At 68.2% G+C, this 13,593-nt stretch carries 13 protein-coding genes; 7 read left to right on the top strand and 6 right to left on the bottom strand.

Annotation, left to right across the window (positions count from 1 at the left end):
• Positions 1–171 precede the first annotated feature (171 nt).
• A complete protein-coding gene (locus ACFQ9K_RS21365; RefSeq protein ID WP_378714443.1) occupies positions 172–1,146 on the bottom strand; it encodes an SMP-30/gluconolactonase/LRE family protein in 975 nt (324 codons plus the stop codon).
• 220 nt (positions 1,147–1,366) lie between these two features.
• On the opposite strand from ACFQ9K_RS21365, the gene ACFQ9K_RS21360 reads away from it, so the two are divergent.
• Entirely contained in the window at positions 1,367–1,783 is a 417-nt protein-coding gene (locus tag ACFQ9K_RS21360) for a winged helix-turn-helix transcriptional regulator (protein WP_378714444.1), read from the top strand.
• A 306-nt stretch (positions 1,784–2,089) separates the two neighbouring features.
• Here ACFQ9K_RS21360 and ACFQ9K_RS21355 read toward each other — a convergent pair whose 3' ends face one another.
• Positions 2,090–2,596, bottom strand: a complete 507-nt coding sequence (locus ACFQ9K_RS21355; protein WP_378714445.1) for a pyridoxamine 5'-phosphate oxidase family protein — start codon at positions 2,594–2,596, stop codon at positions 2,090–2,092.
• 443 nt (positions 2,597–3,039) lie between these two features.
• Here ACFQ9K_RS21355 and ACFQ9K_RS21350 point away from each other — a divergent pair, with 443 nt between their 5' ends.
• From ACFQ9K_RS21350 to ACFQ9K_RS21340, 3 genes are all read left to right on the top strand, one after another.
• Positions 3,040–4,422 (top strand): lipase family protein, encoded by a 1,383-nt coding sequence (locus ACFQ9K_RS21350; protein ID WP_378714446.1) that lies wholly within the window; start codon positions 3,040–3,042, stop codon positions 4,420–4,422.
• A gap of 71 nt (positions 4,423–4,493) precedes the next feature.
• A complete protein-coding gene (locus ACFQ9K_RS21345) occupies positions 4,494–5,123 on the top strand; it encodes a TetR/AcrR family transcriptional regulator (RefSeq protein WP_378714447.1) in 630 nt (209 codons plus the stop codon).
• 397 nt (positions 5,124–5,520) lie between these two features.
• Complete coding sequence (locus tag ACFQ9K_RS21340; RefSeq protein WP_378714448.1) at positions 5,521–6,846, top strand: hypothetical protein; 1,326 nt, start codon at positions 5,521–5,523, stop codon at positions 6,844–6,846.
• Positions 6,847–6,864: 18 nt separating this feature from the next.
• Here the strand turns inward: ACFQ9K_RS21340 and ACFQ9K_RS21335 are convergent, their stop codons facing one another.
• A complete protein-coding gene (locus ACFQ9K_RS21335) occupies positions 6,865–7,134 on the bottom strand; it encodes a hypothetical protein (protein ID WP_378714450.1) in 270 nt (89 codons plus the stop codon).
• Positions 7,135–7,455: 321 nt separating this feature from the next.
• Between ACFQ9K_RS21335 and ACFQ9K_RS21330 the strand changes: the two genes are divergently transcribed.
• The 3 genes from ACFQ9K_RS21330 (at position 7,456) to ACFQ9K_RS21320 (ending at position 10,403) form a co-directional block, all read left to right on the top strand.
• Positions 7,456–8,223, top strand: a complete 768-nt coding sequence (locus ACFQ9K_RS21330; RefSeq protein ID WP_378714451.1) for an SDR family NAD(P)-dependent oxidoreductase — start codon at positions 7,456–7,458, stop codon at positions 8,221–8,223.
• 120 nt (positions 8,224–8,343) lie between these two features.
• Positions 8,344–9,819, top strand: coding sequence for an NDP-hexose 2,3-dehydratase family protein (locus tag ACFQ9K_RS21325; RefSeq protein ID WP_378714453.1), 1,476 nt, complete (start codon positions 8,344–8,346; stop codon positions 9,817–9,819).
• Positions 9,819–10,403 (top strand): dTDP-4-dehydrorhamnose 3,5-epimerase family protein, encoded by a 585-nt coding sequence (locus ACFQ9K_RS21320; RefSeq protein ID WP_378714454.1) that lies wholly within the window; start codon positions 9,819–9,821, stop codon positions 10,401–10,403. The genes ACFQ9K_RS21325 and ACFQ9K_RS21320 overlap by 1 nt, the downstream gene beginning before the upstream one ends.
• Here the strand turns inward: ACFQ9K_RS21320 and ACFQ9K_RS21315 are convergent.
• Genes ACFQ9K_RS21315 through ACFQ9K_RS21305 form a run of 3 tightly spaced genes read right to left on the bottom strand, consistent with a single transcriptional unit; the run spans position 10,387 to position 13,469 of the window.
• The gene (locus ACFQ9K_RS21315; protein ID WP_378714456.1) at positions 10,387–11,106 is read right to left on the bottom strand and encodes a class I SAM-dependent methyltransferase; all 720 of its coding nucleotides are present in this window, start codon (positions 11,104–11,106) and stop codon (positions 10,387–10,389) included. The two genes, ACFQ9K_RS21320 and ACFQ9K_RS21315, sit on opposite strands and share 17 nt — an antisense overlap.
• Position 11,107: 1 nt before the next feature.
• Entirely contained in the window at positions 11,108–12,394 is a 1,287-nt protein-coding gene (locus ACFQ9K_RS21310; protein WP_378714458.1) for an activator-dependent family glycosyltransferase, read from the bottom strand.
• Positions 12,395–12,434: 40 nt separating this feature from the next.
• Positions 12,435–13,469: a hypothetical protein gene (locus ACFQ9K_RS21305; RefSeq protein ID WP_378983466.1), complete on the bottom strand. Its 1,035-nt coding sequence runs from the start codon at positions 13,467–13,469 to the stop codon at positions 12,435–12,437.
• Positions 13,470–13,593 lie beyond the last annotated feature (124 nt).

The raw sequence follows: 13,593 nt of genomic DNA, 5'->3' as shown, positions 1-13,593 counted from the left end.
GCTTGAAATACTGTGCTCTTGGGGTCGGTTGACATCACTATCTTAGGAAACCTCCTGCTTCGTAGACCTCGCCCATCTGGGTGACGACTGCGTCCCAAATCAGCGGTCCCCAGTGCGGCGAGCGGGTGGTGTTCGCGACCTCCCGCTCGCCGTGCTCAGACCAGCGCGGAGTCAGTGCAGGGGGAGGTTTTCGACGGTGAACGTGGGACTGGTCAGTGGCGCCCCGTACAGATAGTTGTCCATCTGGGAGTTGGTGACCAGTAGCCGGTCGGCGCTGACGGTGATGCCGGTGGTTGTGTGGGCTCCCGGGTAGGTGCGTTCGGAGACGACGGTGGCGCGGGTGCCATCGTCGGAGAGCCGCAGGGTGGTGAACTCGTTGTTCACCGAGCGGGCGATGTAGAGGGTGTCTCCCTGTCGCGCAATGCCGTCGGCGCTGGGCAACGGTGGTGCGTCGATCTTGCGGATTTCGCCTGTGGCGAGGGTCAGTCGGTAGAGGGCGCCGGTGTACCAGTAGCCGATGATCAGCGACTTGCCGTCGGGGGTGGTGGCGATGCCGTTGCCGTTGGACTGGCCGTCGACGTAGTCCGGTAGGTGGTAGGCCACTTCCAGTGGCCGGTGCGCGCCGGTGGCGGCGGCATTCACCTCGGCGGCTGGGATCCGGTAGACCACGGCGCGGAAGGAGTCGGTGATGTAGACGTCACCGTCGGGGGTGACGACCGCGTCGTTGACGAGGGTCTTCTCGCCGGTGTCGGGGACGGAGTAGGAGGATACGAGCTTTCCGGTGTCGGTGTAGACGAAGAAGCGTCCGGTGAAGGCGCCGGCGAACAACAGGTGGTCGCCGGCGATCTTGACGCCGGTGGTCTGGGTACGGCCGTCCTGTCCGCCCGGCAGGAACGGCTCCAGGGTCGCCGCTCCGACGCGTCCGCGGTAGATGGCGCCGTCGCCGATACTTCCGGTGTAGACGTAATTGCTATCGGCGGCAATGCTTTCGGGGAACGCATTGGCACCGTTGATGGTGATCGTATTGGCGGCGGGCGCGGGACGATCGGCCGGTGTGGCGCAGGCAGCGAGCGCGAAAGCCGCCAGGGCCGTGGATGTCGCGGTGAGCGTGACGAACACGCACCGCCAGGTAGTCCGAGTGGGCATGATGACGGGCCTTTCTTGACGCAGGCAGGGATGCCGCAGTGGTAGCGCTTGCACGTCGGACGCGAAAATGACTGGAGCCGTGGAGCTTTCGAGCGGTCTCCGGTCATTTCGCAATCCTGCGTGGCTTCACGACAACTACGGTGACCTGGTCGCTCTCCAACGGCAAGCAGCCACCTTTCGGTAAGGTAGCAACCCGATAGAAAGCATCGAGGTGAGCAGGATGGCGAGCGCCACGGATATGACCAAGCCGACAGTGTCGTGGGACCCGTACACGCGTGGCTGCCCGTCGCGGGATGTGCTCGATCGGATCGGGGACAAGTGGACGGTGCTGGTGCTGGGCGAGCTCGCTGAGCACGGGGCGCGCCGCTTCACCGAACTGCGCAAGGGATTGATGGGGGTGAGCGAGAAGATGCTCACTCAGACGCTGCGCGCGCTCGAGCGCGACGGGATCGTCCGGCGCACGGTGTATCCGACCGTGCCGATGCGCGTCGAGTACGCGCTGACCCCGCTGGGTCAGACCCTGCGGGAGCCGTTGAAGGCGCTCACGGAATGGTCGGTGCGGCACATGCAGGAGGTCCTCGCCGCGCGCGAGGAGTACGACGCCGATACCGAGCCCGCCGGCCGAGTATCGCCCTAGCGCAGCGGTTCTACCGTCGACCAGATCGGACCGTCGGCGATGATCGGTGACCGCGGCCGGGAGCCTGACGGATCCGCTGCGCAGTGGCCGAGTCGACATCGGCGGCGACCCGCCTACTTCAGGCTAGTTCTGCTCAGGTGTTTCCCAATGCTCCTTTTCGTCCTGTAGCAGCGTCCGTCTCCGGTCGAAAGCGTGCTCCCAGAATGCTATCGAGTCCTTGGCGGATCGTGATGGGACGGTACGGTCATCCGATTCCTCGGGCATATGCGATCCTCTCTCGATCGACTGCGACGCCAGGGCGGCTCATCACATCGCGGCGTTGGAATAAATACGAGTCGGGGTGACGAAAACGAGGGTGCCGTGTTTATCGCGCATAATCTGGTCGTAGGTATCCCAGTCCTGGGTGACTCCGGCGTTTCCGAAAATCTCACGGATCAGGAGCCGCTGCCGTTCGGCGTCGATACCGGGATGCGGGTCGTCGGCACCGACCAGCTGAGTTGTGCCTTCGACGGTGACCCACTGCCAGCCGCTGCGAATGGCGAGGGCGATGGCCGGATTCGCTCGCAGGTTGGCCAGTTTCACAGTCGCACTGGGTGATACGAAGGCGACGACGTCGGTACCGGTGATCGGATGGGGCAACACCGCTGCGTTGACGACTGTGGCGTGCGGTGTGCCCTCGGCGCGCAGCGTGACCGCGACGGACAGGCCGTAGTCGAGCGGCACGAGGTCGGCGAAAGACTTCAGATCCGGCACAGACTCCCCTTCAGTGGAATCGGGATGGTTGGAACCCGGCGAGTGGCCATACTGCGGCATTACCCCGGTCTTGCGGCAAGCCCCCGGGTCCGATATAAGTTGAAGAGGGGAAGATTCCAAGTTGCGGTGTTCATGGTTGACGCCGCAGTCGGCGCTTTGCGCAAGTCAATGGCCGAGCACGGGACCCTTTACGAGCGCCGACGCTACATCGCGATCACCTCGCCATCCCGCTCTCTTGTCCCCTACCCGGGATGGCCGCGCATTCGAACTTGCCGGAGGGCCGGCGCCGTCCGGCTAATCAGCGCTGCCACGCGGAAGGATGCGTCCGCGCAGCGTGTCTTGACGGCGCACCCACCCCCGCGGCGCATTCGGCAAGGTGCCGTATCAGATGGTGAGATTCTCTCCAAAGAGAGCGAACGGTCCCTCTCTTAATTGATACTGTGGCCCCGATCACGTCGTCGACGCGCACGCGCTTCGCTCCTCGCGTGCAGGAGAGGGTTCCGATGAGGCATCGAAGCCGCCCGCTGTTCGTCACTGCCGCCGCGATAGGGCTCGCGGTGTGTCTATCCGCGCCGTTCTCGGCGGTATCGGTCGCGGAGGCGGTTCCGATCGAGCCGGTTCCTTCGTTCACACTGCCGCCGGAGGTCGATGAATTCTTCCGTCCGCCAGCCGATCTCGTGGTCGCCGCGCAACCGGGGCAGGTGCTGCGGGCGCGCGCCATCGCGCCCGCGTTCTTCGGGCTGGCGCCGTTGAATGTCGATGCCTGGCAATTGCTGTATCGCACGACCGATTCCGCGGGTGCGCCCAGTGCCACCGTGACCACGGTGCTCAAACCGCGCGGGGCGGCGCCCGAGGGCGGACGAAAGTTGTTGTCGTATCAGATCGCCGAGGACAGCGCCGCGCAGTACTGCGCGGCTTCCTATGTGGTGCAACGTGGTTCGCTGCCGATCGATACGATCAACGCCACCGAGATCATGGTCCCGATCGCCGCGGGCATCGGGCAGGGCTGGACCGTGGCCATACCCGATTACGAGGGGCCTCGCTCCGCCTACGGCGCCTCGATGCAGAACGCCCAGGCCACCCTGGACGGTATCCGCGCGGTCACCGGTTTCGAACCCGCCCAGCTCTCGGGCCCGGCGACGCCGACCGCCCTGTGGGGCTATTCGGGCGGCACGATTCCGTCCTCGTTCGCCGCCGAGTACGCCCAGCAGTACGCGCCGGAGTTGAATATCGTCGGGGTCGCCGCGGGCGGCATCGCCGCCGCGGATTGGGCGACGGTGTTGCGCTTCAACAATCGGGGCATGGCAACGGGTTTGGTCTCCACGGTGCTGGCGGGGCTGGCCAACGAGTACCCGGAACTGCGCCGGCTCATTCAGCAGCGGGTCGATCCGCTGGGCCAGTTCCTCGTGGATTCGAAGTACGTACTGTGCCATTCGATCGGAGCGGCGATCATGCCCTTCTGGGACTACTACGGCTCCTTCGGCGGCGACCCGCTGGAACAACCGGTGGCGCAACGCATCATCGCGCAGAACAACCTCGGCCAGCGCACCCCGACCATGCCGGTGTTCATGTACCAGGCCCAGCTCGACGAAGTGCTACCCATCGGCCCGGTCGACCGCCTCGCCGACAAGTACTGCGCCGAAGGCGCCCCCAGCGTCACCTACGTGCGAGAGCTGCTCGCCGAGCACGGGATCGGCTTCCTGACCTCGATGCCCGCGGCGTTCACCTGGCTACGCGACCGGCTCGACGGGGTCCCGATATCCGGCTGCGATGTCTCCAGTACGACCACGCAGATCACGGATCCGGTTTTCCAGGCGGGGTTGCTCGACATCGTGCCCACGGCGGTGCGCGCGCTGGTGGGTGAGGCCATCGGCACGAACGCGTAAGGACCGGGCGTCCAGGGCCGTCCGGCCCGGCTAACTTCCCGCTGCGCCATCGCGGCGGCAGGATGGTCGGCATGAGCAAACCGATCGAGCAGGCCCCGCGCCGCACCATGCAGCAGCGCCGCGAGGCCACCGTCGCCCGATTGGTCGACGCGGCCATCGAGGCGATCTGCGAGGTCGGGGTCGACCGAACCACGGTCCGCGAGGTGTGCGCGCGGTCCGGGCTGTCCAATGGCGCGCTGTTCAAACAGTTCAGCGGGCGGATCGAGTTGCTTGCCGCGGCCTCCGAGGAAATCCTCACCCGGCTGCTGCACCAGTTCCACCAGGTGATCGAGCATCTGGGTCAAGGCGAGACCTCCCTCGAAGCGTCCCTGCAGTTCCTGCGCGCCTCGATGAGCACGCCCCTGACGCACGCCCTGCGGCAGATCTACATCGCGGCATTGCACGACCGCGACCTGCATGAACGGATCACCCCCGCGGTGAGTCGCTATTACAGCTCGCTCACCGCGCACGTCGAACGCAGCGGCGCCCTCGAACAGTTCCCCGAACACGTTCGGGAACCACTCACCTTCGTCGTCGTGCACCAATTCTCCGGTGAGGCCCTGACCCGCATCGCCTACCCGCGACCGGATATCGGAGACCGGATTCTGGAGGTCACCCAGCAGATGCTGCTGGCCTACGCGGCCTCCCTGCAACCCGAGTGATCCGCGCTCGGAGACAATGGTTGCCGATAGATCGCCATCGCGACCCGTCAGCGTGATCACCACTAACACCGACATCCTTGGCGGTGGAGTAGCCGGACTCGGTCGGCCCCGACATGCCTTCGCGGCTGCACGTGCCGCCAACAGCGCTTCTCGTGGACAACCCACTCGCACCGAAGCGTCTGCGCCTGGATCCGAACAGCCCAGCTGCGTGAACATTCCACTCGGCGCACCGATTCCCCGATTTCGTTGCCGAACACCCGAGCCGGCGCATCCTGCTAGGCCCGCGGTCGATGATCCCCAGAGCGCGCATCGGATGCTCGAGCGGGGGTCATGGCCTAATCTGACTGACACTCGGCGTCATTACCAATCGGAAGGAAGTTGGATGAGGAGGTCGCGGTTGGCGATTGGCCCGGCGGCGGTTGCGGTGGCGCTGACCACTATGGCTGTCGTCGGCGTTCCTGCGGCCGGGGGGCCGATGGATGGCAATGACGTTCGAGCGGAACGGGTTTCCGCTGCCGAGTGTATCGATTCGGCGATTCCGCTCGGGGCGGAGGAGGCTCGGTCGGCCAGGGTGGAGGCGGTCGGGCTGATCGAGGGTGGTGGGTTCACCGGCCTGGTGCGGTCTTTCGTCGCGGATCTGTGTTCGACGACGGACTACGCGGCGGCGAGGGCGCTTGTCACGGCCGATGCGCGGCGGCTGTGGCGGTACGCGGTGGATCGCGCCCAAGGCAGGCAGCCGAGCGGCGCGTTGGCCGCGAGTGACGATCGGCCGCTGTATTGGGCGCGGCTGGCCGAGGTGGTCGCGGTGCGGCAGTGGCGGCCGCCGTTCGAGTTGTCGGCTCAGCAACGCGCCGAGCTGGTCGCGGCGATCGATCGAACCGGTCGCGGCCAGGATTCGGTCGCCTACTCGACACCTCGTTCGACTACCAGGCATGTCTTGATCACCGGCTTCGACCCGTACAAACTGGACGCCGAGATCAGGAATGGAAATCCCTCCGGCGCAACGGCGTTGGCGCTGGATGGCAAGATCCTCGAAACCGACCGGGGCCCGGTCGAATTCGCTGCCGCGATGTTCCCGGTCCGCTGGCGCGACTTCGGCGACGGCGTTGTCGAGCAGACCATGCGGCCGTTCCTGAGCGACGGCGCGGACCGGGTGGACCTGTTCGCCACGCTCAGTGTCGGCAGCCCGGGTGAGTTCGACCTCGAGCAGAACAACGGGGCCTGGCGCGGCGGGAAGGCGGACAACGAATCCGTCTGCTACCTCGGCAGCGTGCCCAATACCGCCGCCGCGGGTGCACCGCCGCAGTGGACTCGGTCGACCCTGCCGCTAGCGGAAATGTCGGCCGTGCCCGGCCGATTCCGGGTCAAGCTGCGCACTTCGGTGGATACGGCGCTGCTGCCCTTCTTCCCCGCCCTGCCGGTGATCACCGATTGCCGCGTTCCCGCCATCCCCGGCGTCCCGATGCCGGACGGCCCGCCACCGGATTCGACCGCGTGGGCGGGCGGCGGTGGCAGCTACCTCTCCAACGAAAGCGCTTATCGCGCAACGCTATTGCGTGACGTCGCGGGCACCGGGCTGCCCGGCGGTCACATTCACACGCCGGTACTCGAAGGCCTGCCCGACGCCGGATTGACCGGCCCGGAGTTCGAGGACAATCGTGACGCGATCATCACCCAGCTGACCGACCTCCTCCTGACCGCCGCGGACGCGACCGGGGCCTGACTCGAGCAGACTCGCCGATCAGCACTTCTTCGACATGATCAGGTGGATCTCGGCGGCCCTGTTCGCGGCCTGAATCGCTTGGAGCGCACGGGCTTGCGCGGCGGGGCTGTCGCCGTATCCGGCGCTGTTGGCGATGTTGTCGTATTTCTCCGCGAGCATGGCGAGCTGCGGGCAGCTCAACTTCGAGTAGTCGGTCGGTTTGGCGTTGCTCACGCCGCTGCCCATCGTGATTCCGAGGGCGAGAACCGCCGCGGCGACCACCGTGACCTTGATACCGAATTCAGACATTCCTTTGCCTTTCGCCCGCAGGGTCCGCTCCCGCCCATCGAAGGTAGCCCGCGGGCGTCCGCCGCTGTATCCGTCGGACAGCCGACACCGGTAACCCTTCGAGTCGATATGACGATGCGAAATCCGCTGCGCCGCAATGCATGGATGGCGGAGTCATGTGCGGGCCGCGCGCGAGCGAGCTACTGTGGGAGCGCGCGGTAACGAGCGCGTTCTCAGATTAATGCATTGTGCGCCTTGATAATACGGATTCTCACCGTCGGCGCGACGGCATCGGTCGGCTGCGGTTTCCACGCGCCGAGGGACAGAAGGGGACGACGAACCATGAGCGACCTGACCCACAAGACCGCATTGGTGACCGGCGCGAGCCGGGGCATCGGCCGCTCCATCGCCCGGCAGCTGGCGGCCAAAGGCGCGCTGATCGCGGTGCACTACGCCAGTAATGACGCGGGCGCGCAGCAGACCGTCGAGCTGATCGAAAAAGCAGGCGGCCGTGCGTTTTCCGTGCGCGCCGAGCTGGGGGTACCGGGCGATATCGACCGGCTGTTCGGCGGGTTGGAACGGGGACTGAAAGAGCACACCGGCGAGCTATGGCTCGACATTCTGGTGAACAACGCGGCGACGACGATCCAGACGGGCCTGCTGCCCGAGGACATCACGCCGGCGGAATTCGACCGGCTGTTCGCGATCAATGCCAAGGCGCCGTTCTTCATCGTGCAACGCGCGCTGAATCTGCTGGCCGACGGCGGCCGGATCATCAATATCTCCTCCGGCCTTACCCGCTCCGCCAACTCGGCCCAGATCCCGTACTCCATGACCAAGGGCGCGCTGGAGCAGCTCTCGCTGCATTTCGCGCGCCACCTGGCCCCGCGGGGAATCACCGTCAACACCGTCGTCCCCGGCATCACCGACAACGGCAGGCCCGCGTTCGCGGTGCCCGAGGTGGTGGAGCGGATGTCGCAGCTGTCCGCCTTCAAACGCGTCGGGCAGGCGGAGGACGTCGCCGACGTGGTGGCGTTCCTGGCCACCGACGCGGCGCGCTGGATCACCGGTTCGGTGCTCGACGCCACCGGCGGTGCCCTGATGGGTTGAGCCCCAGCGAAGTTCGAGCGTCTTGCGCGCCGACCCTCTAGCCGGGTGGGTCAGGGTGGATCGGGGCCCGCCCGCACCGGGCCGGGCCGCTGACCGGGCGGACCGAGCAGGGAGTTTGATGTGGCGCACCACACGACCGCGGAACAGACCTCACCACTGTCCGTGGGGCCGGACGCCGATACGCCGCGCCGGTTCGCGGTGTCGGCCGTGGCGGGCTCCGATCCGGCGGGCCCGCTCGGGGATCTCGGCGCGTTCCGGCAGTGGTTCGAACAGTGCCAGGCGCGCGCGACGATCGCGGTGCGCCGGGTGTCGCTGGACGACCTGGACGGCTGGCACACCGACCCGGACACCGGCGACATCACCCACGACAGCGGCCGGTTCTTCACCGTCGGCGGCCTGGAGGTTCATCTGACCGGGGCGGCGGTGTCGAGCTGGAGCCAGCCGATCATCAACCAGCCCGAGGTGGGCGTGCTCGGCATTCTGGTCAAGGAGTTCGACGGCGTGCTGCACCTGCTGATGCAGGGCAAGGTCGAGCCGGGAAACGCTCTTGGACTGCAACTTTCGCCGACGGTACAGGCCACGCGATCGAACTACACGCGCGTGCACGGCGGTTCCGCCGTCCCCTACCTCGACGTCTTCCGCGACACCGCGCGACACCGGGTGCTCGCGGATGTCCGGCAGTCCGAACAGGGCGCGTGGTTCCGGCAGAAGCGCAACCGCAACATGGTCGTCGAGGTGACCGAGGATGTGCCGGTGCTGCCCGGCTTCCACTGGCTGACGCTGGGCCAGGTGCACCGGCTGCTGGCCGTCGAGGACCTGATCAACATGGACGCGCGCACCGTGCTCGCCTGCCTCTCCTTCGCCGGGCCCGCGCTGGCCGAGACGGTGCGGGCGCCGCGCGACGAGTTCCACGCGGCACTGCTGGCGTCCTGCGACCCCGACCGGGGCAGCCTGCACAGCATGGCCGAGGTGCTCAGCTGGATCACCGACGTGCGCACCCGCACCGAGGTCGCCACCCGGGAACTGCCGCTGGCCGCGGTGCCCGACTGGCACCGGGTCGATGGTGCGATCTCGCATCGGACCGGGCAGTTCTTCGACGTGATCGGGGTTCAGGTGCAGACGCGGGTGCGGGAGGTGTCCGGCTGGAGCCAGCCGATGATCGCGGCGAAAGGCACTGGGCTGGTGGCCTTCCTGGTGGCGCGGGTGCACGGCGTGCTGCACGCGCTGGTCCATGCCCGCGCCGAACCCGGCTACCTCGATGTGGTGGAGCTGGCCCCGACCGTGCAGTGCACTCCGGACAACTATCGGCACCTGCCACCCGCCGCCCGCCCGAGATTCGTGGACGAGGTGCTGGCCGCCCGCCCCGATCAGATCCGCTACCGCACGCTGCTGTCGGAGGAGGGCGGCCGGTTCTACCAGTCGCGCAACACCTACGCGGTGATCGAGGTCGAGCGCGACGGCAGGCACGAGCAGCCGAACTTCCGCTGGATGCCGGTGCACCAGCTGGTGGATCTGTTGCGGCACAGCCACTATGTGAACGTGCAGGCGCGCACGCTGGTGGCCTGCCTGCACAGCCTGACCGCACGGACGCACTGATGCGGGTGCGCGAGCTCGCGGTCGCCGGGGCGCTGGCCTTCGATGCCCCGTCCTTCGCCGACGACCGGGGCAGCTTCGCCACTCCGTTGGACGCCGAGACGCTGGCCGCCGAGCTGGGCCGCCCGCTGTTCCCGGTGGCGCAGGGCGCGATGAGCCGGTCCCGGCGGGGCGTGTTCCGCGGCGTGCACTACACGCTGCCGCCGCCGGGCCGGGCGAAATTCGTCTGGTGCGCGCACGGCCGGTGCCTCGATATCGTGCTGGACGTCCGGGTCGGCTCCCCCACCTTCGGCGCGCACGAGGTGCTGGAATTGGACGGCAGCGCCGAGCGCGGGCTGTATCTGCCGATCGGGGTCGCGCACGCGTTTCTCGCCGTGGAGGACGACACGGTGATGACGTATCTGCTGTCCGGCGGCTATATCCCGGAGAACGAGTACGCGCTCGACCCGCGCGACCCGGCCCTCGGGCTCGACCTGCGCGGCGACTGGATCCTCTCCGAACGCGACACCGCCGCCCCGACTTTGGCCGAGGCGGCGGAACGCGACCTGCTTCCGCGGTACGCGGACTGCCTCACGCTGGAGCCTTGACCCCGACGAACAAACCCCGCCCGAACGCCGCCGGTTGAAGGAACTCCGCCGGGCATCCCGCCGCCGCGAACGCCGCGAGGTACTGCTCGCGGGTGAACAGCGCCAGCCGGTGCCGGTCGGTGAGGTGGCGGATTCCGCGCTCGGGCGTCGCGACCAGGTACTGGACGCTCATCACCACGGCGTCGCCGTCCCGCACGGAGTGGGAGAAGCGGGTCACCGCACCCTGCTCGTCCCGGACCAGATCCGTGGCCAGGTAGTTGTCGGCGAACGAATCCGGGAACACCCACGGCTCGATCACCAGCACGCCGCCGGGGGCGAGATGGCGGCCGAGCGCGCCCAGCGCGCGCACCAGATCGGGATAGTCGTCGACGTAGCCGATGCTGCTGAACATCACCGTGATCACATCGAACGCGCGCCCGAGATCGAAGTCGCGCATGTCGCCCTGGTGCATGGTGATCTCCGGGATGCGCCGCTTGGCCACCGCGATCATCTCCGGTGACTGCTCCAGGCCGGCCGCGTCCGGGAAGTCCACGCGCAGGTGCCGCAGGTGACTGCCGGTTCCGGAGGCGACGTCCAGCACGGACACGGCCTCCGGGTTGCGGGCCCGGACCAGCTCGGCCACCAGCCGGGCCTCCCCCGCGTAGTCCTTGCCGCGGTGGGCGTGGACGCGGTCGTAGATGTCGGCGAACTCGCCCTCGTACATCTCAGCGTTCCTCTCGATAGGCGTCGACCAGCGCTTCCAGCCTGGGCACCAACGCGGCGGGCGTCGGCAGCGTATGGATCTCGTCGCGCAGCCGGCGCGCGCCCGCGGCGAAGGACGGATCGTCGAGCAAGGCGCGCAGACCGTCACCGAGCAACTGCCCGGTGAGTTTCTCCACCGGCACGCACAGTCCCGCGCCTGCGGCCTCGATGCCGTTGCCGCGCAGCACATCCCAGCCCTCCGCGACCATCAGCTGCGGCACGCCGTGCACCTCGGCGGTGGAGCGGGTGCCGCTGCCGCCGTGGTGGACGACGGCCGAACAGGTGGGCAGCAGGTCGTTGAGCGGGACGAACCCGACCGCGCGCACGTTGTCCGGCACCGGGACGGCCAGCCGATCGGGGTCAAGGGTGGCGATCACCTCGCAGTCGAGGCCGGCCACCGCGTCGAACAGCTCGACCGGGCTCAACTCGCCGAGTACGGCGTCGAGGTGGCCGATCTGGCCGTGCACGTTGTCGGTCACGCCCAGCGTCAGGCAGATCCGGCGGCGTTCGGGCGGCGTGCGCAGCCAGTCCGGCACCACCGTCGGGCCGTTGTACGGGACGTAGCGCAGGGATTCGTAGTGCAGCCCGGTGTCGAGGCGCATGCCGGGTGGCGTGATGTCGACGGTGAACTGACCGGTGATCACCCGCTCGTCGAACGACGATCCGTGCCGGGCGAGGGTGGCTGAAAGCCACTCGGCGGTCGGGTCCGCGCGGTGACTCGCAGGCAGGTCGGCCGACATCCGCAGCAGGGTCTGCCTGGCACGCAGGGCGCCGTCCGGACCCCAGGTGAAACGGGCGTACGCGGCGCCGGCCACGCGGGCGGCGATGCTTCCGGCGAAGGTGAAGGTCTCGGAGATGACCAGGTCGGGCCGCCAGTCCCGAACGAACGCGACCATGTCATCGACCATCCGGTCGTCGTTCATGGTGGCGAACATCGCCGAGCCGGCCATGTGCTCGAGCGCGAGCAGGCCGGTGTGCGTCCAGGTTTCGGTGCCCGCGTAGTCGAAGTCGCGCACGTGGTCGAGGCAGCCGGGGAAGATCTCGTTGAGCAGGTCCGGCGCGTGCTCGTCGCTGAACCACTCGACCGGACCCGCCGTGACGGCGGTGAGCCCGGCGCCGGTGATGGTCGGCGCCATCGACGCCTGGCTGACGACCCTGACCTCGTGCCCGGCCGCGCGCAGCGCCCAGGCCAGCGGAACCATGGAGTAGAAGTGCGTGGGTGCGGCGAAACAGGTCAGCACGACCTTCATGCGAATTACCAACTCTCTGCGGGGCGTTCGAGTAGCCGGGTCACGAACCGACGCGCTCGGTGCGCAAGGAGGCGACCGGCAGGTGGGCGAGGCCGCGGGTGGCCGGTGCGAGCGGGCGGTCCAGCGCGGCGCCCGAGGACACCAGCCGCGGGTGCCGCCCGGCGATCGCGGTGAGCACCGCGTCGGCGGTGGCGTAGACCAGCGGCAGGTCCAGCAACTGCGGCAGTGCCGCGGGGCCGGTGAGCACGGCGATCTGGCTGCCGGCCTGCACCAGCTCTCCGGCCACCGTCACGTCCGAGCCGGTAGCTGTAAGATGCAGCTGCACAGGCGAATACACGGATCGGGTGCGCTCCACCGCCCCCTCGGCCGCCGGCCACCGACCGTCGGCGAGCAGCGTGGCGGCCGTGCGCGTGACCAGGTCGGCGGCGAGCCGCGGGCCGACCACCGCGAGGAAGAACGCGGGGGTGCGGGCGCACAGCGCGGCGCGCAGGTCGTCGACGGCGGCGAGCATCCGCTCGGTGACGGCCGTCTCCTGCGGGCACAACAGGTTGTCCAGCACCGGGGTCGCGCCGAGCAGGCTGTCCGGTGCGGCACCGAGCAGGTCGGCAAAAGCCTTGGCGCACAATAGCTCCGCTGCGGGCACCAGATCGGTCAACTCGTCGGGGACCGCGCTCACCGGAGGTGGCGGCGTAGCGGCCAGCGCGGCGACGTCCGCCGGGTCCGCCGGTTCGATGTCCTCGGCGGCGACCGCCATCACCCGGGTTCCGGTCGGGCGCCAGTCGGCGAGTCCATGGCCCGCCGTGAGCAATTCGACCGCCTGCGCGCCGTCGACCAGTACCGTTCCGGTCGCGCTGCGCGAGATCGGCTCCGTGCGCACCGGCCGCGCGTCGCCCGGGTAACCGCGCAACAGCGTCGCCAGCGGATCCCCCTCCGCGGCTCGTACCCATTGCAACCCGCGCACGAGCTGCAACCGCCGCCGTAGCCCACTGTCCACTCCGACCTCACTTCCCGAGCGTCCGCTTCCGGTCTGCTCGGACGCTAACGCGGCGGCCTCCAGATCCGGTGGAAAGCACATAGAGGGACGCTCGGAGATATAGCGAATGCGCGGGCCGCAATGGCGGACTTGCCACGCCCGACCGCGGTGCGCGATGGTTCGAAGTTCGCGTACCGAAATTCTCGCGAACCGCCTCGGACCAGGC

Source organism: Nocardia sp. NPDC056564 (assembly GCF_042793755.1).
In the GTDB taxonomy this organism is placed as follows: Bacteria; Actinomycetota; Actinomycetes; order Mycobacteriales; family Mycobacteriaceae; genus Nocardia.
This window is presented reverse-complemented; position numbering and strand designations above follow the sequence as displayed.